The sequence below is a fragment of the Microbacterium paraoxydans genome (assembly GCF_020524545.1).
GTDB lineage: Bacteria > Actinomycetota > Actinomycetes > Actinomycetales > Microbacteriaceae > Microbacterium > Microbacterium paraoxydans_C.
Genome location: NZ_JAIVLG010000006.1, coordinates 62,882 through 87,530 on the forward strand (window position 1 = coordinate 62,882; position 24,649 = coordinate 87,530).

The 24,649-nt window shown below is 68.9% G+C and carries 21 protein-coding genes; 7 read left to right on the top strand and 14 right to left on the bottom strand.

Features of this window, described 5'->3' with window-relative positions; translation table 11 throughout:
* Nucleotides 1-132 precede the first annotated feature (132 nt).
* From LC041_RS12965 to LC041_RS12980, 4 genes are all read right to left on the bottom strand, one after another.
* Nucleotides 133-1,701 carry a S8 family peptidase gene (locus tag LC041_RS12965; protein ID WP_226533502.1) on the bottom strand — a complete coding sequence of 523 codons (1,569 nt, stop codon included), beginning with the start codon at nucleotides 1,699-1,701 and terminating at the stop codon, nucleotides 133-135.
* A gap of 56 nt (nucleotides 1,702-1,757) precedes the next feature.
* On the bottom strand, nucleotides 1,758-2,213 hold the full coding sequence (locus LC041_RS12970) for a hypothetical protein (RefSeq protein ID WP_226533503.1): 456 nt from the start codon (nucleotides 2,211-2,213) through the stop codon (nucleotides 1,758-1,760).
* Entirely contained in the window at nucleotides 2,210-2,890 is a 681-nt protein-coding gene (locus tag LC041_RS12975; RefSeq protein ID WP_226533504.1) for an RNA polymerase sigma factor, read from the bottom strand. Before LC041_RS12975 ends, LC041_RS12970 begins: the two co-directional genes overlap by 4 nt.
* Before the next feature lie 68 nt (nucleotides 2,891-2,958).
* A complete protein-coding gene (locus LC041_RS12980; protein WP_226533505.1) occupies nucleotides 2,959-4,257 on the bottom strand; it encodes an MFS transporter in 1,299 nt (432 codons plus the stop codon).
* A 74-nt stretch (nucleotides 4,258-4,331) separates the two neighbouring features.
* Here LC041_RS12980 and LC041_RS12985 point away from each other — a divergent pair, with 74 nt between their 5' ends.
* Nucleotides 4,332-4,925 (top strand): winged helix-turn-helix domain-containing protein, encoded by a 594-nt coding sequence (locus tag LC041_RS12985; protein ID WP_226533506.1) that lies wholly within the window; start codon nucleotides 4,332-4,334, stop codon nucleotides 4,923-4,925.
* A 79-nt stretch (nucleotides 4,926-5,004) separates the two neighbouring features.
* On the opposite strand, the gene LC041_RS12990 is transcribed toward LC041_RS12985, so the two are convergent.
* From LC041_RS12990 to LC041_RS13000, 3 genes are read right to left on the bottom strand one after another with little or no spacing between them, the layout of a single operon-like run.
* Nucleotides 5,005-5,691, bottom strand: a complete 687-nt coding sequence (locus LC041_RS12990) for a hypothetical protein (RefSeq protein WP_226533507.1) — start codon at nucleotides 5,689-5,691, stop codon at nucleotides 5,005-5,007.
* Complete coding sequence (locus tag LC041_RS12995) at nucleotides 5,691-6,605, bottom strand: ABC transporter ATP-binding protein (RefSeq protein ID WP_226533508.1); 915 nt, start codon at nucleotides 6,603-6,605, stop codon at nucleotides 5,691-5,693. The genes LC041_RS12990 and LC041_RS12995 overlap by 1 nt, the downstream gene beginning before the upstream one ends.
* A complete protein-coding gene (locus LC041_RS13000; RefSeq protein WP_226533509.1) occupies nucleotides 6,602-6,991 on the bottom strand; it encodes a GntR family transcriptional regulator in 390 nt (129 codons plus the stop codon). Before LC041_RS13000 ends, LC041_RS12995 begins: the two co-directional genes overlap by 4 nt.
* Nucleotides 6,992-7,092: 101 nt before the next feature.
* Here LC041_RS13000 and LC041_RS13005 point away from each other — a divergent pair, with 101 nt between their 5' ends.
* The 4 genes from LC041_RS13005 (at nucleotide 7,093) to LC041_RS13020 (ending at nucleotide 11,903) form a co-directional block, all read left to right on the top strand.
* Nucleotides 7,093-8,292 carry a class I SAM-dependent methyltransferase gene (locus LC041_RS13005; protein ID WP_226533510.1) on the top strand — a complete coding sequence of 400 codons (1,200 nt, stop codon included), beginning with the start codon at nucleotides 7,093-7,095 and terminating at the stop codon, nucleotides 8,290-8,292.
* A gap of 352 nt (nucleotides 8,293-8,644) precedes the next feature.
* Nucleotides 8,645-9,946, top strand: coding sequence for a quaternary amine ABC transporter ATP-binding protein (locus tag LC041_RS13010; RefSeq protein WP_226533511.1), 1,302 nt, complete (start codon nucleotides 8,645-8,647; stop codon nucleotides 9,944-9,946).
* On the top strand, nucleotides 9,946-10,944 hold the full coding sequence (locus LC041_RS13015; RefSeq protein WP_226533512.1) for an ABC transporter permease: 999 nt from the start codon (nucleotides 9,946-9,948) through the stop codon (nucleotides 10,942-10,944). Before LC041_RS13010 ends, LC041_RS13015 begins: the two co-directional genes overlap by 1 nt.
* Before the next feature lie 50 nt (nucleotides 10,945-10,994).
* Nucleotides 10,995-11,903 (top strand): glycine betaine ABC transporter substrate-binding protein, encoded by a 909-nt coding sequence (locus tag LC041_RS13020; RefSeq protein ID WP_226533513.1) that lies wholly within the window; start codon nucleotides 10,995-10,997, stop codon nucleotides 11,901-11,903.
* 216 nt (nucleotides 11,904-12,119) lie between these two features.
* Here the strand turns inward: LC041_RS13020 and LC041_RS13025 are convergent, their stop codons facing one another.
* From LC041_RS13025 to LC041_RS13040, 4 genes are read right to left on the bottom strand one after another with little or no spacing between them, the layout of a single operon-like run.
* Nucleotides 12,120-12,887 carry an ABC transporter permease gene (locus LC041_RS13025; RefSeq protein WP_226533514.1) on the bottom strand — a complete coding sequence of 256 codons (768 nt, stop codon included), beginning with the start codon at nucleotides 12,885-12,887 and terminating at the stop codon, nucleotides 12,120-12,122.
* Nucleotides 12,884-13,660 (bottom strand): ABC transporter ATP-binding protein, encoded by a 777-nt coding sequence (locus tag LC041_RS13030; RefSeq protein WP_226533515.1) that lies wholly within the window; start codon nucleotides 13,658-13,660, stop codon nucleotides 12,884-12,886. Before LC041_RS13030 ends, LC041_RS13025 begins: the two co-directional genes overlap by 4 nt.
* Nucleotides 13,657-14,028 (bottom strand): DUF1048 domain-containing protein, encoded by a 372-nt coding sequence (locus LC041_RS13035; RefSeq protein WP_226533516.1) that lies wholly within the window; start codon nucleotides 14,026-14,028, stop codon nucleotides 13,657-13,659. Before LC041_RS13035 ends, LC041_RS13030 begins: the two co-directional genes overlap by 4 nt.
* Before the next feature lie 2 nt (nucleotides 14,029-14,030).
* Nucleotides 14,031-14,366, bottom strand: a complete 336-nt coding sequence (locus tag LC041_RS13040; protein WP_226533517.1) for a PadR family transcriptional regulator — start codon at nucleotides 14,364-14,366, stop codon at nucleotides 14,031-14,033.
* Between the two features lie 307 nt (nucleotides 14,367-14,673).
* Here LC041_RS13040 and LC041_RS13045 point away from each other — a divergent pair, with 307 nt between their 5' ends.
* Nucleotides 14,674-19,872 carry a beta strand repeat-containing protein gene (locus tag LC041_RS13045; protein ID WP_226533518.1) on the top strand — a complete coding sequence of 1,733 codons (5,199 nt, stop codon included), beginning with the start codon at nucleotides 14,674-14,676 and terminating at the stop codon, nucleotides 19,870-19,872.
* A 70-nt stretch (nucleotides 19,873-19,942) separates the two neighbouring features.
* On the opposite strand, the gene LC041_RS13050 is transcribed toward LC041_RS13045, so the two are convergent.
* Nucleotides 19,943-22,462, bottom strand: a complete 2,520-nt coding sequence (locus LC041_RS13050; protein ID WP_226533519.1) for a LuxR C-terminal-related transcriptional regulator — start codon at nucleotides 22,460-22,462, stop codon at nucleotides 19,943-19,945.
* A gap of 83 nt (nucleotides 22,463-22,545) precedes the next feature.
* On the bottom strand, nucleotides 22,546-23,445 hold the full coding sequence (locus LC041_RS13055; protein WP_226533520.1) for an alpha/beta fold hydrolase: 900 nt from the start codon (nucleotides 23,443-23,445) through the stop codon (nucleotides 22,546-22,548).
* Between the two features lie 56 nt (nucleotides 23,446-23,501).
* Between LC041_RS13055 and LC041_RS13060 the strand changes: the two genes are divergently transcribed.
* The gene (locus tag LC041_RS13060; RefSeq protein ID WP_226533521.1) at nucleotides 23,502-23,912 is read left to right on the top strand and encodes a helix-turn-helix domain-containing protein; all 411 of its coding nucleotides are present in this window, start codon (nucleotides 23,502-23,504) and stop codon (nucleotides 23,910-23,912) included.
* Here LC041_RS13060 and LC041_RS13065 read toward each other — a convergent pair.
* Nucleotides 23,909-24,631, bottom strand: coding sequence for an SGNH/GDSL hydrolase family protein (locus LC041_RS13065; RefSeq protein ID WP_226533522.1), 723 nt, complete (start codon nucleotides 24,629-24,631; stop codon nucleotides 23,909-23,911). The two genes, LC041_RS13060 and LC041_RS13065, sit on opposite strands and share 4 nt — an antisense overlap.
* Nucleotides 24,632-24,649: the final 18 nt, after the last annotated feature.

Here is a 24,649-nt window from a genome sequence, read left to right on the forward strand (position 1 = left end):
TCGGAAGAAAAGACGGATGTCGGGCGTGCGGCGGCGTGTCGCTCCGCCATCCGTGAATCGCTCCGACCTCCGTATGGCGGGATGGTGCGCGGGATGGTGCGCGGGGCGGGGCGGCGCAGGGTGGGCCGGGCGTCAGCCCGGGTCGACCGGGGTCGGTAGGGACTTCAGGACGGCGGCGACCGCTTTCGCGGCGGCGCTCGGGGTGACGCCCCCGAGCGGCACGGTGCCCAGCTGGGCGGCGATGCGTCCCGCGACGTACGGCGCCGAGAACGAGGTTCCGCTCCACACCGCGAACCCACCCCGGTAGTCGTCGGGGTCGATCGTCTCGCGGCGGAGGCCGTCGACGTCCGCGCGGGAGGTCGCCTGGGTGCCGCCGACGAACGCGGGCGAGGTGCTGACCACGGCCGCGCCCGGCGCATAGGCCTGCACCCACGGGCCGATGTTCGAGAACAGCGCCACCGATCGCGCGGAAGGGTTGAGCGCACCGACCGACACGAGCGGTGCGTTCCGGTCCGTGGGGATGCCGTTGTCCGCGCCCGGCCAGGGCCACAGCGACGCGGGGAAGGAAGGCCGGTCGATCGCGTCGTTGCCGGCGGAGCAGACGACCACGCAACCGAGCTCCCTGGCCTTGGCGAGCAGCTGGAACAGGGTGAGGCTGAACAGCCCGTCGGTCGGCGTCTCGTGGTAGTAGCTGAGCGAGAGGTTGAGGACATCGATCGGGAAGCCGGTCTTCGGGTCGTCCCGGTGCCGGCTGAGGAGCGTGACGACCTGTGCGATCGTCTCCAGGAGCGTGCTCTCGTCGATCACCCCGAGCGCACCGGCCACGCGGACCGACAGGATGTCGGCATCCGGCGCGGTCTGGCGCACGAGTCCCGCGATGAAGGTGCCGTGGCCGGCGACGGCGTCGATCTCGCCGTCGAGCTGCCCGTACAGGTCGGGGTAGCGTTCCGGGTCGGCATCGTCCGTGAGGCCCACGGGCACGCCGTCGAGGTCGACCTTCCGGGTGACGATATCGGCGGGAAGCCAGTCATGCTCCCCGCATCCGGTGTCGAGCACCGCGACGACGGGTCGACGCCCGCGTTTCGGGGCGGCACCGCGCACGGGCGCCGGACCCAGCCACGTCACGGGCTGTCGTGCGCCTCGCCCCGGCTCGAGGTAGTCGTCGCTGCCCCCGGCCCCGCCCGCGCCCCGGATCGGGTTCGTGCGGGTGAACGGGTTCGTGCGGGTGAACGGGTTGGTCCGAGTGAACGGGTTGAGCCCGACGGGGTCGATCGACAGCACGTGATCGAGGCTGGTGCGGGGCATCGTGGAGCGGGACATGCGGCGGGCACGCTGGAGCACCCGCCAGGCGTCGGGCGCGACAGGCGATTCGCCGCGGACCGGTTCGTCGGGAGTCCGCAATCGCGCGCGCAGGAAGCCGGGCACGCCAGGAACCAGTTCGCCGTCGGCCGCCGAGCGGCCGCCGTCTTCGATCTCGAGCTGCCAGCCGAACGTGTCGGCTGCATCACGCAGTGTGCGCACCTCGCGGTCGTAGGCCTCGTCGTCGCCGAGTGCACGGGTGATCAGCAGTCGCTCCGGCAGATAGGCCGTCGGATAGGCGCGGATGCCGTCCACGGGCTCCGTGCTCGGATCGAGTGCCGTGCCCCGGCGGATCGATCCTTCCGCGCGGTCCTGCCAGGTCCATCCCTTGGGCTGCTCCATCGTCATCCTCTCGGTGCGGGTCTCCCCGCGGCTTCATCGACGGGCGGCGCCCGCAGTCACAGCTCGAATTGCGGGGTCGCGAGCGTACGCGTCTCGTCCCCGATCTCGGTCGTCAGTCGCACACGGGTGAGTCCCGGCGGCACGTCGTCGAACACGAAGCGCCCTGTCTCCTCGGGCGTGGTCGACCGAGCCCGCTCGCCCTGCGTCAGCACGATCTCCGCCGTCGCGGTGTCGACCCACCCGTCGACCCGGCGTCGACCGGAGGCCGTGCGTGTGACGTGCAGCAGGATGCTCGTCGAGCCGTCGCTGAACTGCAGGGTGAGGGCATCGGCGTCGCCCCGCACCGCACCGAGCTCACCTTCGACGAGGGTGAGCAGCGCATACTCGCGGTTCAGGCCGTCGGCGGCGACCGCGGCGACCATCCGGTCGATCAGACCGGCGGGCACCGGATCCACCTCGCTCCACAGCGTGCGGAGCCGGGCGAACATCTCGGCGTCCTCGTGCTCGGTCATGCGATTCCCCCTGTCTGCGCTGCCGGCGGCGCGTCGAGCAGAGCGCGCAGCTTGGCCAGGCACCGGTTGCGTGTGGGGCCGATGCTGCCGATGGGCATGGCGAGGTCGCCGGCGATGCGTGCGTAGTCGGGTCGGTCCTCGAAGGCGATCACGCGCAGCAGCTTCTGGCACCGTTCGTTGAGTCGGCGCACGGCCGTCCACAGCCGACGGTTCTCGTCGCCGCGCGCCGCGTGCTCCTCTGCCGATGCTTGCTCGGGGAGGAGGGAGTCGAGGTCATCGGTATCCGTCGTGTCGACACGACCGTGCGCCTTCGCGACCTTCCACGCTTCACGGCGAGCAGTGGTGGTCAGCCAGGCGGACACGGCGCGGGAGTCGCTGATCGACCCATGCCCGCGCACCAGCTGCAGCCAGGTCGTCTGCACGACGTCTTCCGCGAGCGTGCGTTCGAGCCCGTACGCGCGCACCACGTGCCACAGCACAGGGGTCATCAGCCGGACGAGCTCATCCATGGCGCGGCTGCTGCCCTCGCACCATGCATCGAACAGGTTCGCGGCGCGCTCCCATCGTGCGAGCCCGTCGTCCGAGGCAGGATCGAGAGCGGCGCCGGGTGCACCGTCGATCATGAAGCCCATTGTGATCACACCTACCAGGAGCACGGCAAGGGCTTTCTGATACATGTCCGAGTCCAAGAACTCTCGCCGTGGACTGGAGGCGCCCTCGGCGGATGCGGATGGCGCCGACGGAGTCAGACCGATTCGAACCGCTCGGCATGCGTCGCCCAGCCCGACTCGACGGGCAGGGCCCGCAGCGCGCGGTTGCCGACCGCGAGGATCACGGACACCAGGCACAGCGCGGCGCAGATCAGCAGCGTCCCCTCGCGTCCGATCCCGGCGAGTCCGAACCCCGCGACCAGAGGCGCGAGCGGCATGGCGCCCATCGCGAGCACGCCGGCGGCGCTGTTGGCGCGACCGAGGAGCGCACTCGGGGTCGCGACCATGAAGTAGCCCAGCATCGCGGCGTTGAGGGAGGGGAGCAGCAGGACGGATGCACCCAGCACGATGGCGATGGCCCAGGGCTCGGTGACGGTCGACAGCGCGACCGCACCGCCCGCGACCACGGCGAGCCCTGCGATCGTGAGCACTCCGGCCCGGATACGCGGGACGAGCATCGGAGCACAGACGGCGCCGATGAGCATCACCGCGCCGATCGATGCGGAGAGGGTGCCGATCACGAACTCCGGGTAGCCCTCCTGCTGGAGCGCGTAGACGACGGTCGTGATCGCGGCATTGAAGCCGAGGTTGATGATCGTGGTGATCAGCAGCACGCCGCGCAGGTCGGGGCGGGAGAACAGCCACCGGAATCCCTCGCGCAGTTCGGCCCAGGCGTCGGGCTTCTTCACGGCGTCCGCGGCGGAACCCTCCTGTGCCGCGCCGGCGTCGACCACCCCGGCACGGCGGGCTTGGCGTCCCAGCATCCACGCGGTCAGGGCGGCGATCGCGTGGCACAGTGTCATCGCCACGCCGACGAGCCATCCTCCGACGCCCAGCAGCAGGCCGCCGAGGGGACCGCCCGCGAGCTGCAGCGCCGCATCCCGCCCCTGGTTCGCGGCCTGCGCGCGTCCCATCGCGTCGTTGGGCACGATCTCCTTGATCGCGCTCTCGCCGGCGACGTCGAACAGGCCGCTGCGTGCGGCCAAGAGGACGTCTATCACCAGGAGCGAGCCGAAGGTCAGGGCGTCTCCGAGGGCGAGGAGGGTGAAGCCGCCCGCGAGCACGATGCCGACCACGGAGCCGAGGAGCATCAGCGCGATGCGCCGGTGCCGATCGGCGAGCACGCCGCCGGCGAGCGTCATCAGCAGACGCGCGATCATGCCCGCCCCGCCGACGATGCCTGCCTGGGCGGGGTCGTTGGTGACGATCAGGGTGAGCAGGGGGATCGCGAAACCGAAGAGCGAGGCCGCCAGGCCCTTGCTCGTGTCGCTCACGAGCCAGGTGAGATACCGGGGGTTCCGCCACAGGCGGTGCGGCGCGGTCTGCGTGCTCATGCGTCGAGATTAGATGCGCACGAACAATTGCGCAAGGAACATTGCGCAATTTAGGGTGCGGGTAGGATCGGCACATGACGGAGGACGGCGCGAAGAAGGGCACGAGCGAAGATCCGGTCTGGATGACGACGGCCATGCTCAAGGCGTACTCGCATCCGCTCCGGCGCCAGATGATCCGCCTCTTCTCACGGCGCGACTTCCTCCGCGCCGCCGACATCGCCGCGGAGCTCGGCGTGCCCGCCAACAGTGCGAGCTTCCATCTGCGCGCGCTCTTCGAAGCCGGGCTGATCGAAGAGGCGCCCGACAAGGCGCGCGACCGGCGTGATCGGGTGTGGAAGGGGCGCAGCGGCGCCCTCAACGTCGGAGGGCCGGAGAGTCCGGTCGCCGACGACGAGCTCCGCCTCGCGGTCGTCTCCGCCCTGGTCGAAGACCACCAGGATCTGGTGCGACGTGTGATGGCGTGGACGCCCGAGTACGTCGCCGGACGGACCACCGAGGTGCACGCCGCCTTCACGCAGCGCACCATCCGCCTGACCGAGGCCGAGTTCGACGAGGCTCTCTTGCAGTTCGGTAAGGTGCTGGATGCCGCGAGCGAGGCGCATGATGAGACGGACCCGGACGGCCGCTACTGGCAGCTGGATCTGCTCGCCGCCGACGACTCCATCTGACGCGGCTGCGCCGAGGCGCCGGTAGCACGAAGACGCCGACCGCCCGAGGGGGCGGCCGGCGTCTCCGGCAGGCGTTTCGCTAGGGGATCGCCCGCCGGAAGGCGAGGAACGAGACCCCCATCAGGACCGCGGTGGCCACGAGGCCCCAGAGTGCGAGGCCGAGGGCTCCGAGGCCGCCGAGCCCGGTCCAGACCTGACCCCACAGCTCGAACCGGGTCACGAGGTACACCAGGCCGACGAGCACGAGCGCCAGCGTGATCCAGACGATCGTGAGCACCATCAGGCCCCAGCTCTTGTAGATGGTCGCCCCCGTGAATCCGACCACGAAGAAGAACAGCGCGAGGGCGAAGTAGACGACGAAGGCTCCGAGCGGGCCGGCCTCCCACAGCCACGGGAGGTAGAACACCCACCCGTTCACCCCGTAGCCGTTCGTGGCGACCTCGATGCCTCCGCCGATCAGGAAGAGGACGCCCATGAACGTGCTGGCCAGGACCGCGGTCAGCATCGTGCCGAAGAAGAACTCTCGACGGGTGATGCTCATCGCCTGCGAGAACGGGAAGGTGAGCGTCATCGCCGACAGGCCGATGGCGAAGAAGTACCAGAGGGGAGCCTGCCCGCCCCCGCCGTACTTCGCGCCGTCGCCCGGGATCATCGCGTAGATCAGCACCGAGATCAGGGTCGCTCCGGCGAGGATGATCAGCGGGACCCAGATGAAGGTCTGCCGATTGATCATCTGCAGGCGGATGACGTTGAGCGTGCGTCGCATCAGCGCACCTCCTCTTTCGTGGTGGCGGATCTCGGGGAGCCGGCCTCGGCCTTCTGCGTGAGGCGCACGATCAGCTGTTGCAGCGAGACCGGGGCCAGGTCGAGCCCGGATGCCGCGATGTCGGCGCGCTCCTGCGCCGACACGGCGCCGAGGACGGTGACGGAAGCCACGCGGCCGAGCGTCTCCCGGTGCAGCACCTCGCGGTCGCCGACCCAGGCGTCGACCTTCGCGGCGTCACCCACGACGGTCACGGCGCGGTCGCGCACGGCATCCGTGTCCTCGTGCAGGAGGATCTGACCGTTGTCGATCACGATCACCTTCTCGATCAGGTTGGACACCTCGTCGATCAGGTGGGACGAGAGGATCACGGTGCGCGGGTGCTCGGCGTAGTCCTCGACCAGGCGGTCATAGAAGATCTGCCGCGCGACGGCGTCGAGGCCGAGGTACGGTTCGTCGAAGAAGGTGATCTCGGCGCGCGAGGCGAGTCCGATGATGACCCCGACGGCCGAGAGCTGTCCGCGGGAGAGCTTCTTGATCGTCTGCTTCATCGGGAGCTGGAACTCGTCGATGAGCTCGTCGGCGAGCGCCTGGTCCCAGTTCGGGAAGAACAGGCTCGCCGCCTTGAACGCATGCTTGGGATAGGCGTCGTCCGGGTACTTCTGGCTCTCGCGGACGAAGCAGATGCGGCTGAGCACGTGCGCGTTCTCGTAGGGGTGCTCGCCGAAGACCTTGACGGTGCCGGAGGATTCGAAGTTCTGCGCCGTGAGGATCGACATCAGTGTCGTCTTGCCGGCGCCGTTGCGGCCCAGCAGTCCGTAGATCGCGCCTCCTTCGATCGCGAGCGATACATTGTCGAGTGCTCGCTTCTCCTTGTAGCGCTTGCTGAGGTCCTGCACCTCGATGACGGCGGTCATGCGGGGGTCTTCCCTTCTGAGTCGGTGTTCTGTGCGGCGCGCTGCCGGAGCAGGTCCGCGAGGTCTTCGGCGCCGAGCCCGAGCGTGCGGGCCTCGGCGAGGAGCGGGTCGATGTAGTGGTCGGCGAAGGCGGCACGGCGCTCGCCGAGGAGCAGGTCCCTGGCGCCCTCGGCGACGAACATGCCGATGCCTCGGCGCTTGTAGAGCACTCCCTTGTCGGTGAGCATGGCGACTCCCTTGGCTGCGGTGGCGGGATTGATCCGATAGAACGCGGCGAGCTCGTTCGTGGAAGGGGCCTGTGCCTCTTCGGCGAGCGAGCCGTCGACGATCGAGTCCTCGATCTGCTCGGCGATCTGGAGGAAGAGCGGCTTGCCTTCTTCGATCACGAGTCCTCCGCGTGGTTAGTGGGTTACTTACTCGACTAAGTAACCACGTAACCTGCGCCGTGTCAACCTGTTCGCCGTCGGGCTCCGCGTACAGTGGGCTGGTGTCGGAGTTCCCTTACAGTCGCCTGCGCCGCTGGCCCGACGTCGAGGCGGACAACCTCCACGCGCACGATGCCACGGATGAACTGCTCGTCGAGCGAGCGCGCGCGTTCGGTGTGCCCGGAACCGAGACGGTGGTCATCGGCGATGGGTTCGGCGCGATCACCCTGGCGCTGACGGAAGCCGGACTCGACGGTGTCCGAGTCCACCAGGACCTCGCGACGGGACGCCGCGCACTGCAACACAACGCCGCAGAGCTCGAGATCGCAGGTTTCGTGTCGTACGAGCTCGAACCCGCGCTGCTCGAAGGCGCCCGTCTCGTGGTGCTGCAGCTGCCGAAGTCGCTGGCGGAACTCGAGGAGATCGCGGATGCCGTCGCACGCTGGGCAGCGCCCGAGGTGGTCCTCGTGTGCGGCGGCAGGGTGAAGCACATGACCCTGGCGCAGAACGAGGTGCTGGGGCGGAGCTTCGCGCACGTGCAGGCCCAGCGTGCAGCGCGCAAGTCCCGGTTGATCGAGGCCTCGGCACCCCGTCCTGGCCCGGCGGATCCGCCGTTCCCCGTGGCGGCGCGGCACGATGGGCTGACGCTGCTCGCCCACGGTGGAGCCTTCGCGGGTGCTCGCCTCGACATCGGGACTCGGGTTCTCCTCGAGGTGCTCGGTCTGGACGGTTCACAACTCCGCAAAAACGGCGGGAATCAGACCCGAAAGGGCCGGATCGGCGCGGGCGGAGGGAATTCTTCCGGAGTTGTGAACGCGACGGAGTCGTCACGTGTGCTCGACCTCGGCTGCGGTACCGGCGCCCTCGGCGTCTCGTACGCCCTCGCGCATCCGGCCGCGCGGGTGACCGCGACCGACCGCTCAGCTGCGGCCGTGGCTTCCGCCCGTGCGACGGCGTCCGCGAACGGGGTCGCCGATCGCGTCACGGTCATGCACGACGACGCGGCCTCCGCGTTGCCGGATGCGTCGTTCGACATCGTGCTGCTGAACCCGCCGTTCCACCTCGGCACGAGCATCCACGTGGGCGCGGCCACTCGCCTCTTCGAAGCCGCGGCGCGCGTGCTCCGACCGGGGGGTGAGCTCTTCACGGTCTACAACTCCTCGCTCGGCTACCGTGCCGAACTGACCCGTCTGATCGGCGCGACCGAGCAGCTCCGGCGCACTCCGAAATTCACTGTGACCCGCAGCGTCCGGGGTGGCTGAGCGCACGTTCCGATCCCCCACGAACGCCCGTTACTGGATCGTTGGATACCTGCGCAATCCCCGGTCAGGCGAAGAAAACGTGTGTGGTGTCTGTGCCGGGATTTGCCGCTGATCGGCCATTTCGTTACGTTGGAACGTGGGCCTGACGGCCCGAAGACCAGTCCGCGATCACGTCCTTCTTTCGATGAGCTGTGCTGCGAAGAGGCGTGGGCGTACGGTCGATGCTCTATCGCGGTGGATCCGAAATCCACCGTCTGTGCCGCCACAGCAGATATGTCGAACGGCCTCGAGAGCGTCACCCGGACGTAACCGAAGCAGGCTCAGCCACCCGAAGGCGAGTCGCAGGGGAAACGTGTCCGATATCGCTCTCGAAGCGCGCAATCTGTACAAGGTTTTCGGTAAGAATCCGAACACCGCCGTCCGTCGCCTGAAGGCTGGTGAGAGCCGAGCCGCTGTGACCGACGCCGGCACCGCAGCGGTCATCGACGCCAGCTTCACCGTCAACCGCGGTGAGATCTTCGTCATCATGGGCCTGTCCGGTTCGGGCAAGTCCACCATCATCCGCATGCTCAACGGCCTGCATGATGTGACCGACGGCTCCGTCACCGTGAACGGCGACCCGATCACGGGTATCCCGGCCTCGAAGCTCCGCGAGATCCGTCGCGACCGCATCTCGATGGTCTTCCAGCACTTCGCCCTGCTGCCGCACCGCACGGTTGCTGCGAACGTCGCCTACCCTCTCGAACTCAAGGGCATACCCAAGGCCGAGCGCTTGGCCAAGGCGGAGGAGATCCTCGCCCTGGTGGGTCTCGAAGGCCAGGGTGACAAGCTGCCCTCCGAACTCTCCGGCGGCATGCAGCAGCGTGTCGGCATCGCCCGCGCGCTCTCCGCCGACAGTGACATCTTGCTGATGGATGAGGCTTTCAGCGCGCTCGACCCGCTGATCCGCCGCGAGATGCAGGAGCAGCTGCTCGAACTCCAGCAGAAACTCCAGAAGACGATCGTGTTCATCACGCACGACCTGAACGAGGCCATGTTCCTCGGTGACCGGATCGCCGTGATGCGCGACGGTCGCATCGTGCAGATCGGCACGCCCGAGGACATCCTGATGGACCCGGCGAACGACTACGTCGAGCAGTTCGTGCAGGACGTGGACCGCGCCCGCGTTCTCACTGCGGCCAATGTGATGGAGCGTCCGCGCCCCGTCGTACCGCACACCGCCGGACCCCGCACGGCCCTGCGCCAGATGCGCGATGCGTACATGTCGGCGACGTACGTGGTGGGTCGCGACCGGCAGCTCGTCGGTGTCGTGACCGACCGTGACGCCGTCAAGCTCGTCCGCCAGGGGGCGACGACGCTCGATTCCATCGTCAAGCCGGTGCCGCAGAGCGTCCGGGAGGACGACGTGCTGATGAACCTGTTCGTCCCCGCCGTCGAGTCCCCGCTTCCGCTCGCGGTCACCGATGCCGACGATCGTCTGGTCGGCGTGATCCCGCGCGTGACGCTGCTGGCGGCGTTGGGCCCCGGCCCGGGCGCTACCGAGGAGATCACGCTCCCGCTGATCCCGATGCCGCAGGCCGAGATCGACGCCGTGCTCGACGACGGGTGGACTGCTGAACCGACGGAAGCTTCGACGACGGAGGAGGTGCGCTGATGGACGGTTTCCGCATTCCCATCGGGACCTGGATCGAATCCGTTGTCGACTGGATCAAGGACAACCTCGATGGCCTGCTCGACGCCATCTCGTTCGTGATGAGCTTCCTCGTCGAAGGGCTGACCGGCATCCTGCTCGCCCCGAGCTTCGCCGTCATCATCGTGATCGCCGCGCTCATCGCCTGGATCGTGCGCTCGTGGCAGCTCGCCCTCGGCACGATCGTTTCGTTCGGACTGATCGTCGGGATGGACCTCTGGGTTCCCGCGATGCAGACCCTCGCGCTCGTGCTCGTCGCGGCCGTGATCGCCGTGCTGATCGCCGTGCCGCTCGGCATCTGGTCGGCGCGCAACGGCACCGTGCGCGCGGTGCTCAAGCCCGTGCTCGACTTCATGCAGACCATGCCGGCGTTCGTGTACCTGATCCCGGCGATCGTGTTCTTCGGCATCGGCGTGGTGCCGGGCCTCGTGGCCACCGTGATCTTCGCGCTGCCCCCTGGTGTGCGCCTCACCGAGCTCGGCATCCGCGGCGTCGACTCCGAGACCGTCGAGGCCGGACAGGCGTTCGGTGCGAAGCCCGGGCAGATCCTGCGCGGCATCCAGCTCCCGCTTGCGATGCCGACCATCATGGCCGGTGTCAACCAGGTCATCATGCTCGCCCTGTCGATGGCGGTCATCGCCGGAATGGCGGGCGCGGACGGCCTCGGGAAGATGGTGGTCGAGGCGATCTCGACGATCAACATCCCGAAGGGCGTCGAGGCCGGTCTCGGCGTCGTGCTGATCGCGGTCTTCCTCGACCGCGTCACGGCGGCGCTGGGGGCACCCGGCGACAACCGTTCCTCGCTGCTCAGCATGATCGAGCGGCTTCGCACGCCGAACGGCGGGGGGAGCGGAGCAGCATCCGCCTCCGCCTCCGAGGACGCCGAGCAGAAGGATGCGGCGAACGAGGCGGAGCGCGCCAAGGCGTCGCCGCGGCGGGCGCCCATCGGCGGCGTGCACTGAGGTTCACCCTACGGAACAACACCCATACGGAACTGAGAGAGAGAAATCACATGAAGAAGAAGATCCTTGCACTCACCGCAGTCGGCATCGCCGCATCGCTCACCCTCGCGGGCTGCAGCGGCGACGGTGCGGGCGGCACGGGCGGCGGCGACAGCAACGCCGACGACAAGGGCACGATCACCCTGGGCTTCCTGCCCTCGTGGACCGACGGCCTGAGCACCGCGTACCTGCTGCAGGACCAGCTCGAGAAGATCGGCTACACGGTCGAGATGAAGACGCTCACCGAGGCGGGCCCGCTGTACACCGGCCTCGCGCAGGGCGACGTCGACATGTACCCCTCGGCCTGGCCCGAGCTGACGCACGCCTCCTACATGGAGGAGTACGGCGACAACATCGAGGACATCGGCACGTACTACGACAACGCCAAGCTCACGATCGCGGTGCCGGAGTACTCCGAGCTGAACTCGATCGAGGACCTCAAGGGCAAGGGCGCGGAGTTCGACGGCAAGATCATCGGCATCGAGCCCGGCGCGGGTCTCACCGCCCAGACCGAGAAGATGATCCCCGAGTACGGCCTCGACGGTGAGTACCAGCTGGTCACCTCGTCGACCGCGGCGATGCTCACCGAGCTGAAGACCGCGACCGACAAGCAAGAGGACCTCGTCGTCACGCTGTGGCGTCCGTTCTGGGCCAACGACGCCTTCGGCATGAAGGACCTCGAAGACCCCATGGGCGCCATGGGCGAGGCCGAGGGCCTGCACTTCCTCGGCACCAAGGGCTTCGCCGAGGAGTTCCCCGAGGCTGCTGAGCTGATCGGGAAGATCAAGCTCGACGACGCCCAGTACGGCGCGCTCGAAGACCTCGTGGTCAACGAGTACGGCGAGGGCAAGGAAGCCGACGCGGTCGACGCGTGGCTCGAGGAGTTCGGCGGCGAGTTCGACTGGACCGTCACCAGCTGACCTGATCCCGGTTCGGGCCCCACTTCTCGTGGGGCGACACGCCAGATGTCGGATCCTTCGCCTCGAAGGGTCCGACATCTGGCGTTTCAGCCGATGGGTGGTGTGGGGTCGCGTGGTCCGGGGTCGGGTGTGGGGGTCGTGCCTCGCCGAGCGCGGCGAAACGCCCCGGACGGGTCGAGTGACCCGGTCGGAGCGTCCCGTCTCGCTTCACGTCGATCAGCTGACCTTCTTCCGGTAGGAGATGATCGCGAACACGTAGGCGACCACGAGGATGCCGATGCACCACGCGAGGGCGACCCAGATGTCGTTGCCGACGGGTTGTTCGGCGAACAGCGCCTGGATGGTGTTGACGATCGAGGTCACCGGCTGGTTCTCGGCGAACCACTGCACCGGGGCCGGCATGGTGTCGGTCGGCACGAACGCCGAGCTGATGAACGGGAGGAAGATCAGCGGGTAGGAGAACGCACTCGCACCGTCGACCGTCTTGGCATTCAGGCCCGCGATGATCGCCAGCCAGGTGAGCGCCAGCGTGAACAGCATCAGGATGCCGACGACGGCGATCCAGGCCCAGACGCTCGCTCCGGTGCGGAAGCCCATCAGGAAGCCGACGCCGAAGATGATCGCCAGGGTGATCGCGTTCGCGGTGAGGGAGGTGAGCACGTGCGCCCACAGCACGCTCGATCGGGCGATCGGCATGGAGTGGAAGCGCTCGAAGATGCCGCTCTGCAGGTCGGTGAAGAGCCGGAACGCGGTGTAGGCGATGCCCGAGGCGATCGCGATGAGCAGGATGCCCGGGAGCAGGTAGTTCACGTAGTTCTCGGCGCCGGTGCTCTGCTGCAGAGCACCGCCGAAGACGTACACGAACAGGAGCATGAGCGCGATCGGGGTGACCGCCGTGGTGATGATCGTGTCGGGACTGCGGAAGATGTGCCGCATGGAGCGGCCGGTGAGCGTCGCCGTGTCGGCGGTGAAGTGCGTGGTCATGCTGCGTCCTCCTTCTTCGTGGATGAGGGGCCGATGAGGGTGAGGAAGATCTCCTCGAGGGTGGGCTGCTTCTCGACGTACTCGACCTTCGCGGCCGGCAGCAGGCGCTTCAGCCCGGCGAGCGTGTCGTCGGCGATGATGCGGCCCTCGTGCAGGATCGCGATGCGGTCGGCCAGCTGCTCCGCCTCGTCGAGATACTGCGTGGTGAGCAGCACCGTGGTGCCGGTGTTCGCGAGCTCCTTGACCACGTCCCACACCTCGATGCGGGCTTCGGGGTCGAGGCCGGTGGTCGGCTCGTCGAGGTAGATGACCTCGGGGTGTCCGACCAGGCTCATCGCGATGTCGAGCCGGCGACGCATGCCGCCCGAGTAGGTGCCGACCTTGCGGCTTCCGGCATCCGTCAGGCGGAAGGTGGCCAGCAGATCGTCGGCGACCTTCCCGGGGTCGGGCAGATGCCGCAGCTTCGCGACGAGCACCAGGTTCTCGCGTCCGGTGAGGATCTCGTCGACGGCGGCGAACTGCCCGGTGAGGCTGATCCGCTCCCGGACGCCGACCGGGTCCGCGGTGACGTCGATGCCCTGTACCGCGGCCGTTCCGGCATCCGCTTTCAGGAGCGTGGAGAGGATGCGCACCATCGTGGTCTTGCCGGCGCCGTTCGAGCCGAGGAGGGCGAAGATGCTGCCCTTCTCGACCTCGAAGTCGACGCCGCGCAACACGTGCAGGTCCTTGTACGACTTCTCGATGCCCTGCACCGAGATGGCGGCGTTCGTCATGATTCGTCCTCCTTCTTCTTCGCCTCGTCGAACGCCTTGATGAGGCGCGCGCGCTCCTTGTCGATCCAGTGGGTGCCGCCGTAGGCGCGGGCGTACTCCTCGGCGTATTCCACCGGGTCGTCGCCGACGATCGCGCTGACCGGGGTGCCGTCGATCGCGGCCCGCTCCCAGAGATCTGCGAGGTCGAGGAACATGGTGACGATGGTGTCGCCGTCGGTGATGCCGCCGTAGTACAGGTAGTACCGGTACTGGGCATTGGCGACCTCGCGGTACGGCGAGGGCAGGGCGTCGATGCGCGCTTTGGCCTGCTTGTACTGCTTCTTCTGCTCGAGCGATCCGGTGAGCGCTTCGATCCACTTCGCGGCCATGGTCAGTTCTCCTTGTTCGTGTCGTTCAGTCGTTCGATGTGCGTGCGGAGGAAGTCCCAGGTCTTCCAGAACTCCTCGAGCTCCTGCTTGCCCTGCGGGTTCAGGCTGTACACCTTGCGGGGCGGGCCCTTCTCGCTCGGGACCTTCTCGACGTCGACGAGATGCTTCTGCTCGATGCGCACCAGGAGTGCGTAGATCGTGCCCTCGGCGATGTCGGTGAACCCGTGGTCTCGGATGCGTGTGGTGATCTCGTATCCGTAGGCCGGCTGCTCGGCGAGGAGCGCCAGAACGATGCCCTCCAGAGTGCCCTTGAGCATCTCGGTCATCTGCTTGCCCATCCGGTCCTCCTTTCCTCTTCTAGTACTCAGTGTTGCTGGGTACCGGTACAAAGTAACACCGAGTACCGGTACTTAGCAACACCGAATACCAGAAAGCTCTCCGATACGGCGCGGGGAGGGGAGGAGGGGGTGAAAAGGAGGGGTGAATTCTCCGGGGTCTGCCGGAGCGGGGGGTGGAGCCCGGGCAGTCTGACAGGTGGCCCGAGCCGAGTTCGCCATGCCTGAATGGTGCTCGGCAGTCGCCTGAGGGGGCGGGGGTTTCCGTGCGCGAACGCGCGACGGGGGAGCGATGAACGGGGAGACTGTCATGGGGTTTCGTGTTGCCCGCAAGGACTACGCATCCGATGGCCTTTCGTCTGAGCGGCGCGGCCGCTGGCGGGGCCGAGCGAAGAAGCTGATCGGAGGCGCCGTCAGCACCGCGCTGGTCGCCTCCTCCATGGTCTTCATCGGAGGCACGCTGACAGCAGCTCCCGCGCTCGCGGCCGACCCCTTCCTCTGCACGCCGGGCGCCGTGTACGTGCAGAGCGCGACCGAGGTGCGCGAGTTCATCGTGAACGAGCAGGGCGGCACCCCGGGCAACGGCGGCACGCTCGGCGGCGAGACCCTCGGCACCGACCACTCCAACAACGCTCTCGGCATCTCCTCCAGCGGTCGATACGCCTACACGGTCACCAACGCCGCCGGCACCAAGACGCTGGCCAAGCACGACCGGGTCACCGACGTCACGACCCGCACGACGTTCACGCTCAACTCCTCCGTGCTCCGTGGTGCTGTCCACCCCGTGACCGGTGTCTACTACTTCGCCAGCGGAACCGTCAACGGCGCCATCAACCTCTACGCCTGGAACGAGAGCGTCACGCCGCAGGCCTATGTGCAGGTCGGCACCCTCCGCCCGACCACCGGCAGCACCGCGTTCGGCGCCAACGGCGACATGGCCTTCAGCGCCTCGGGCCAGCTCGTGCTCGTGGCCGACAACATCATCTACTCGTCCGACCTTCCCACCTCACTCACCCCGAGTACCGCGACCATCGACGCCAAGCAGGTCCACAACATGGGCGCCGGGGTGCAGGGCAACGGCATCGCCTTCGGAAACCTCGGTCACATCTTCGTCTCGGTCTCCGGTGGCGGAAACCGCATCATCGAGGTCGACCTTCCTCGCGGAGAGACCGTCAACACCACCTCGATCGGAACCTTCGGGCCGACCGACATGGCCAGCTGCACCTTCCCGAACACCCTCACGCTGAAGAAGGACCTCCCCGAGGGGCGCCACGCAGCCACCGACCAGTTCGCCCTGCGCGTGCAGTCGCCTGCCGGATACCAGGTCGCGCAGACGAACGCCACGACGAGCGGCGAGAGCACGGGACTGCAGCCCGACTACGCGGGACCGGTCTTCACCAACCAGGGCGACACCTTCCAGCTGTCCGAGTCCGCAGCCGGCACGACCGACCGCACCCGCTACGCCGAGTCACTGGACTGCGTGCAGGTGAACTCCGACGGGACCACCTCGCCAGTGGCGGTGACCTCGTCGGGTGAGGTGACGCAGCCCGCCGGCCCGCTCGGCACCGACGTCACGTGCACGTTCACGAACGTGCGTCTGGCCCCCGACCTCGCGCTGCGCAAGACCTCCGACCCGGCCGACGGCGTCGCGGTGCACGCCGGTCAGCGCCTCACGTACACCGTCGAGGCGGAGAACACGGGCAACACGCTCCTCGACCCCGTCCAGGTGACCGACGATCTCTCCGGAGTGCTCGCACACGCCGAGTACCAGGGTGATGTCGTCACCAAGATCGACGGAGTCATCGTCGCGTCCGGGGCCGCCACGGTCACCGGTGACGAACTCGCCTGGACCGGTGCGCTCGAGCCCGGTCAGGTGCTCACCGCCACCTACTCGGTGATCGTCGACGACGGTGTCGAAGGAGAGCGGATCGCCAACAGCGTCACCGCCTCCGGCACCCCGCCCGGCGGGCTGCCCCCGATCGATCCCCCTGCCGTCACGACCGAGAACCCCGTGGCGGGATACACCGTCGCCAAGAGCGCCGACCCCGCCGACGGTACCGTCGTGGAGCCGGGCCAGACCATCGAATACACCGTGACCGGGACCAACACCGGTGCCACTGTGCTGAACCCCGCCTCGATCTCGGACGACCTGTCCGCCGTGCTCGCGCACGCGGCCTACAACTCCGACGTCGCCACCGCGTTCGACGGTGTGCCCGTCACGACGGGCGCGGCGACCATCACGGGCGACGACCTCGCCTGGACCGGGGCTCTCCAGCCCGGAGAGACCGTGACGATCACGTATTCCGTGACCGTGGAGGCCGACACGTCGGGTGAGATCCTGAAGAACACCGTCAGCGGCACGGCGACTCCGACCACCCCGAACCCGGGCGACCCCGACGGGCCGCAGGTGCCGGGTGAGCCGATCGTCCCGCCGACGGTCACCACCGAGCACCCGGTCATCGGTTCGGGCTTCACGATCAGCAAGTCCGCCGACCCCGCATCGGGCACGGCCGTCGCGGCCGGTGACACCATCACCTACACGATCACCGGCACCAACACCGGCGACACCGACCTCGACCCGGCCCGGATCGTCGACGACCTGTCGGGTGTTCTCGGCGACGCCGGGTACAACGACGACGTCACCGCCGACCGCGGCACGGTGAGCGTCGCCGGCGACACGCTGACCTGGACGGGCGATGTGCCCCGCGGCGAGTCCGTCACCATCCGATACTCCGTGACGGTCGACGCGGGCGTCGATGCGGCGCTGCTGAACAACGTCGCCAGCGGCACGGCCACGCCGCGGATCCCGGTGGACCCGTCCGACCCCGATGGCCCGACCACTCCGGGAACCCCCATCGTCCCGCCGGACGCGGAGACGAACCACCCTGTCGTCGACACCGGCTTCGAGGTGTCGAAGTCGGCCGACCCGACCTCGGGCACCGCCGTGCGCGCGGGTGACACCATCACGTACACGATCTCCGGCGTCAACACGGGCAACACGACGCTCGATCCCGCGTCCATCGTCGACGACCTCTCGGCAGTGCTCGCCCACGCGCGGTACGGCGGCGACGCGACCGCCTCGACCGGCACGGTCGAGGTCACCGGAACCACACTGACCTGGACCGGAGCCCTCGATCCGGATGACCGTGTCGAGATCACCTACACCGTGACGGTCGACGCCGACGCGACCGGCGTGCTGCTGCGCAACACCGTCACGGGCGAGGGGACCCCCCTCATCCCGACGGACCCGACCGACCCGGACAGCCCCACCACGCCCGGCACCCCGGTGACGACGCCGCCGTCGACGACGGAGCACCCGGTCGCCACCCCCGGCTTCACGCTGACCAAGTCGGCCGACCCGGAGACCGGAACGCGTGTCGACCCCGGCAGCGTCATCACCTACACCGTCACGGGCACGAACACGGGCGACACCGTGCTCGACCCCGCGGTGATCTCCGACGACCTGAGCGGTGTGCTCGCGCATGCCTCCTACAACGACGATGCCGCGGCCTCCCGCGGCGACGTGAGCGTCGACGGCGAGTCCCTCGCGTGGAGCGGCGTGCTGCGTCCGGGACAGGACGTCGTGATCACCTACTCGGTGACGGTCGACCCGGCAGCGGGCGGTGAGACGATCGCCAACACCGTCACAGGCACGGTGACTCCGCTCATTCCTTCCGACCCGAGTGATCCGGACAGCCCCACGACGCCGGGCACGCCGATCACTCCGCCGCCGTCGACCACGGAGCACCCGGTCAACGAGCCGGGCTTCACCTTCGCCAAGTCCGTCGACCCCGCAACGGGCACGGCTGTCGATCCCGGCGATGTGCTCACCTACACGCTGACGGCCGCCAACACCGGTCAGACCGCTCTCGACCCCGTCGAGATCGTGGACGACCTGTCCGAGGTGCTGCCGTACGCGTCGTACAACGACGACGCCGAGGCCGTGATCGACGGACTTCCGGCCGGTGTGCTGGTGCGCACCGGCGCGACGCTCCGCTGGGCGGGTGCGCTCGCGATCGGGCAGACCGTCACCGTCACGTACTCCGTGACGGTCGGGGCCGACGGCGTCGGATCCGTGGTCGAGAACACGGCGACGGCGAGTGCGACGCCGCCAGGAGGCTCGGTCATCACGCCGCCCCCCGGTGTCACGAGGAACCCCGTGGACGTCCCCGGATTCTCCGTCTCGAAGAGCGCCGACCCGGTCGCGGGGACAGCGGTCGATCCCGGTAGCGTCATCACCTACACCGTGACCGGTGTGAACACCGGCGAGACCGTCCTCGACCCGGTCGCGATCGCGGACGACCTCTCCGGTGTCCTTGCCCACGCCGACTACAACGGCGATGCGACGGCCGCGATCGGCGCCACGCCCGCGGCGGCCCCGGTCGTCACCGGTGACAGCCTGGCGTGGACGGGATCCCTCCAGGTCGGCGAGACCGTCACGATCACGTACTCCGTGACCGTGCAGGCGGACGCGGGGGGAGCGATCCTGGAGAACTCGGCTTCGGGATCGGCGACTCCGCCCGGTGGCGTGCCGCCGATCGAGACGCCACCGGCCACGACGGAGCACCCGGTCAACGAGCCCGGCTTCGAGCTTCGCAAGTCGGCCGACCCCGCCTCGGGAACCCGCGTCGACCCCGGCAGCGTCATCACCTACACGGTGACCGGCGTGAACACCGGTGAGACGGCCCTGGCGCCCGTGAACATCAGCGACGACCTGGCCGGAGTGCTCGCCCACGCCGTCTACAACGGCGACGCCACGGCGACCGTGATCGACGGGTCCGCGCCCGCTCCGGTCATCGACGGCGACGAGCTCACCTGGTCGGGTGCGCTCGCCGTCCGCCAGCGCGTCACGATCACGTACTCGGTGACCGTCAATGGCGACGCGGGTGGCGCGACGATCGCGAACACGGTGGCCGGAACCGCCACCCCGCCCGGTGGCGGGGAGCTCACGCCGCCGCCGGTGACGACCGAGAACCCGGTCGGCACTCCGGGCTTCACGTTCGTCAAGACGTCCGACCCCGGGTCGGGGACGGCTGTGGCCGCTGGTAGCGTCGTCACCTACCGTCTCGTCGGCACCAACACGGGTGAGACCGGGCTGGACGAGGTCGTCATCACGGATGATCTGTCCGGAGTGCTGCAGCACGCCGACCTCCGGGCCGGTGCGACCGCCGTCGTCGGCGACCGCGCTGTCGCCGCTCCCGTGGTGGACGGGACCGAGCTGCGCTGGACCGGCAGCCTCGCCGAGGGGGAGAGCGTCACGATCACGTACTCCGTGGCGGTCCACGCCGACGCGGCGGGAGCGAAGCTGCGCAACGTGGCCGTGGGGACGGCCACTCCTCCCGGTGGCGAGACGATCACACCGCCGCCGAGCTCGACCGAGAACCCGGTGCTGACGCCTCTCGCCATCACCGGTGGGATCCTGGCACCGTGGGTGCTGGCGCTCGCGATCATTCTGCTGCTCGGCGGTGCCGTGCTGCTGATCGTGCGGCGACGCCGCTCGCAGGCCTGACGTTCGTCGGGAGGGCCCCGTCTGTCGCGGTGCGACGGGCGGGGCCCTCGGCGTCTCCCTCCGGCGGAGCTCAGTCGGCCAGGAGACCGTGTCGCGCCGCCTGCTCCAACGCCTCGGAGCGGTTGCCGGCGCCGAGCTTTCGATAGAGGCTGCGGAGCTGGGTCTTGAGGGTGTTCTGCGACACACGCAACTCGTCGGCGATCGTCGGCAGCGGCGCGCCGGACGTCAACGCGCGCAGCACGACCTGCTCACGCGGGGTCAGTCGGGGGCGGTTCGCGAAGGATGGCAGCGCCGACCGGCGGGGGAAGCTCGTGCGTCCGGTCGGGTCGAGGTCGGCGCGGACGGCACCGAAGTCGTCCGCCCCCAGAAGCACGAGCGGAGTGGTGAGGCCGCGGTCCGCGAGCAGCGCGTTCAACGCGTCGCTCGAGATCTGAGCGGCTGCCGGGGATACCCGGCGCAGCGCGGCGCTGTGCACCGCCGCGGCTTCGGCGCGCTCGCGGGCGGTGGAGGGCCGCAGCCGGGTCTGGCCGAGGAGTCGGATCACCTCAGCGGCCGCGCCGTCGATGAGCGCCAGACGCGCCCGCTTCACGACGGTACCGAAACGGTCGGATCCGGCATCGCGCTGCACGATGCGCTTCGCCGCGCTCACGTCGCCGAGGGCGAGGTGCAGCAGCACTCGCGGCCGTGACAGTGCGTGGCGCACATGGGGCGCATTCGCCTCTCTTCCGCGGAGGCGCGCGAACGATTCGAGGCGCTCCAGTCCGGCGGCGACATCCCCCTCGTGCAGCGCGATCCACGCTTCCACCGCGGCCATCGTTGTCCAATGCTCGCTCGTCGCTCGGTACGGTTCGAAGAAGCGGACGTGCTGCTTCGCTGTCGCGAGATCGCCGTCCTCCACAGCGAGCATCGCCCCGGCGATCCGGTAGAACGTGCTCTGATAGCTGTCGAGGAGCTCGGGGTCCCACTCTCCGTCGCGGATCAGCGAGAAGTAGTGCCGTGCTTCTGGCAGGTCGCCGTTCAGGGCGTGGACGCCCGCGAGGAGGCAGATTCCTTGGAACGCGTTTGCATTCCCGTGCGCCGCCGCGAGCGCCGTGGCCTGCTCCCACAGGCGGATGGCTTCTTCCTGCTGCCCGCCGTAGTACAGGGAGATGCCCAGATGCGTGCACAGCAGCGGCATGTCTCGTGCGTACTGCTGCCATTGCGCCTCTGGCGTCTCATGGAAGAGGGTCAGAGCCCGGGTTGCGACCTGTGCGGCAGGCTCCGGCCGCCCGATGGCGCGCAGCGAGGCGCTCTCGGCGGCCCAGATGAAGATCCGTTCCGTCGCCGAGAGAGTCGTCCGACGGGAGTTCGCCGCAGCAACGGCCAGGCGCAGCAGCTGGAGCCCGCGCTGACGCCGGAGTCGATTCGGCTTGAGGCACATGCCGAGCAGCATGGCGACGAGGGGTTCCTGCTTGAGCCGTGCCACGGGCACATCGGAGAGCAGTTCGGGGACGGCGCGTCGGTCACGGTGGAGCAGGCGGTTCCACCCGGCCATCGTGACGTGTGTCGCGAGGCGCAGATCGTCGTCTTCGAGGGCGAGCCGCAGACCCTCGAGCGGCAGGTCGCGGCGCACCGCACCTTCTGCGGCGAGGCGCCGAAGGTGCGCGAGTTCGCCAGGAAGGGTGCGGCGGAGTTCACGGCGCAGCATGCCGCGCGTGAGCGGAGTGAGGGTGAAGGTGCAGCCTCCGTCGCCGGTCCAGCGGCCGAAGCCGAACATCTCGGCCTGGTCGAGTGCCTTCGCGATGTCGGGGTCGCGCGTGAGTGCCACGGCCAGGGGAAGGTCGACCGAGTCGGTCACGCTGATCCGCAGGAGGCTCTGGAGTGCCTGCGGATCGAACGCGCACTCGGCGAGCCGGTCCTGCAGAAAGTCCTCGATCACCGCGGTCGCGGCGCGGAGCGAGGCGGTGTCCGTTCCGCCCCCGCGGAGCACGAGGGCGCGGATGAGCGCGGGGAAGCCTCCCGTCGCCTCCCGGATCTCGATGGCGTCGTCGTCGTCCACGTCGAGCGCCCGAGAGATCTCCTCGGCGTCGAACATGAGTCCTTCGGGAGGGATGACCGTCGTGTCGATCACGAGATCCAGACTCTCGCTGTCGAAGGGACTGGGGCGGTTGGTGGCGACGATCAGCCGTGTCCGCGGGGTGGCGGCGACGATGCGGCACAGGGCGAACACCCCTTCGCGGTCCACGTCGGCCGCATCGTCGAGTACGACGACCAGCGGCCCCTCTGCGTCGCGCAGGAGCGCGGCCACCGCAGCCCAGTCATCGTCGCCTCCGGTGCTGTCGGAGGGGACCGCGCGGGCGAGGACCTTCCGCAGCGCGCGGGCGAGGAGGGCGCTCGTGGCGATGGCGGGCGAGACGGTGATCCAGGCCACGCGGGACACGGTGGTCGACGCCCACTCCACGAGAGCAGTCGTCTTGCCGGTGCCGGACGCGGAGCGGATGAGCGTCAGGGGCGTCTCGGTCTCGAGTGCGGCGATCAGTCGTGGTCGAGGGATGGCCTGCGCCGACACTCGCGGTAGATGCCCGTCCCCCTGCGCGACAAATGCCGACACCTCAACCTCCCCAGGTCCCCGCCTCCAGGATATTCCGAAATATCGGAGGGGATCGCGATTGCAGGTCCGCGTGTGCGGGGCGATCAGCCTGTCGAGGGGGACGGCTTCCGAGCGGCTCCCCGTTGGTTCGGAGCATCGCGTGAATCCTCGAGCCACTCACCGAGAGCATCGATGACCGCCTCGGGCTTCTCCCAGGGCGTCAGATGCCCGGCCCCGTCGAGTACGAGGACGTCAGGTTGGCCGGGGAGCCGGGCTTGCAGCTCGTATGCCTGTTCGAGCGGGATCCATGGGTCTTCGCGTCCCCAGCCGATGCGGGTGCGGCAGCGTACGGCTCCCAGTTCTTCCACGACGGCGTGGGTGTCGGCGGCATCGAGCGAGGCGATCTGGCGGTAGAACGCCGCCTGGCCGACGGGCCCGGTCCAGGGCGATGCGAGTGCCTCGACCTGAGGAGCGGAGAGTCGGCCGGCGCCCGCGATGTACTCCCTCACGAGCGCAGAGTGGAGGTTCCCCGGGAGGCGGGAGAACACGTCGGCATGCTGCGCCACCACGCGGAAGAAGGGCGACCCCCAGGGGTCGAGGGTGACGATGTCCCACAGGAACAGGCTTGCGAAGTCCATGCGGTGCCGCAGGTGTGCCCCGAGGGCGACGGCACCGCCGATGTCATGGGCGACCACATGAGGGCGCTCCAGGCCCCAGCCTCGGACCAGGGATGCCAGACGTGCGGACTGCGTCGACAGGTCGGTCGCCACGGTCGCACCCATCTGGGACGCGCCGTAGCCCGGCATGTCCCACAGGAACACGCGGTGCTCGCGACTCAGCTCGCGCGCGGCATCCGCCCAGACCAGTGACGACCACGGCGTTCCGTGGCACAGGATCACATCGCCCGCCGAGGTGCCGGGCGGCGAGAGCACCCGAGTGGCGACGCTCACTCCCCCGACGTCGACGAAGACCTGATCGGGCAGCGGCGGCCGGTGTGTCATCATGGGGCCACGGTAGAACCTCAGGTCGACCTGAGGTCAAGAGGGAGGCGGGTGCCTCGATGAAGATCGGTGAAGCCGCGCGGCGCATCGGCGTGGACGATCACGTCCTGCGGCACTGGCACGACACGGGCGTGGTCGTTCCGGAACGGACGGTGTCGGGCCACCGGGTCTACACCGAGGAGCACATCCGGCGCCTCCGCGTCGTGCTGGCGTGCCGGAGCATCGGGATGAGCCTCCCCGAGATCAGGCACGTGCTCCATCGGGACGAGGACGGACGAGTCGACGTCATCAGGCAGCGGTTGCGGTGGATCCGCTCGCAGCGCGCACAGCTCGAAGACGCGGAGAGCTTCCTCGAGCACGTGATCGGCTGCAGGCACGACTTCCTCACCCGATGCCCGGACTGCACGCGATACGCGCTGAACGACGCCGACCGGCTGCCGGGCGGCGACGTCAGAGCCCGCGATTCCTAGGCGTTGAGGCGCGCGGCGGCGACGACACCCTCGAGCAGCGCCAGGGCCCGGCTCCGTGCACTCGCGGGCTGAAGGCCGAGCGCGGCGGTGAGCTCGAGGGCGAGCGCGGCGTGACCGGCGGCGTTCGGGTGGAACGGGTCGTTCATCAGTCCCCATGGCACTCCGCCGTCTCCGAGCCCGGCGAAGCGCGCGAAGTGATCCACGAGGATGACATCGTCCTCCGCGGCGACCCGGCGCACCGCTTCCGCGAAAGCGCCGATCCGCGCGCGCTCCGGGGCGTTGGCGACATCGATCGCGGGCGGCGTCTGCAGCACCGGGACGGCACCGAGCCCGCGCACGCGTAGGACGAAGTCGTGCAGCGACGAGGCGTACTGCTCCGGGGAGATCGTGGCGCGTCCGCTACCGGTCGACGCGTCGTTCGTGCCGATCATGAGCGTCACGACATCGGGCCGCCAGGACCCGACGCGGCGCTCCCAGTCGTCGAGGATGTCGCTGATGCGGTTCCCGCTGATCGCCGTGTTGACGACGGCATCGCGCACGCGCTCGAGCTCGCCCCGGATGATCTCGTGCAGGTGCTCCGGGTAGCTGCGTCCTCCCTGCGTGTGGACCAGGCCGTGCGTGATCGAGTCGCCCGTGATCACCCAGTTCAGCGGTTCGGCGCTGACGAGTGCGTCGGCGAGGCGGCGGAGGTCGGTGGCGGCGGATTCGGCATTCGGCACGGCATAGAGCCTATCGGC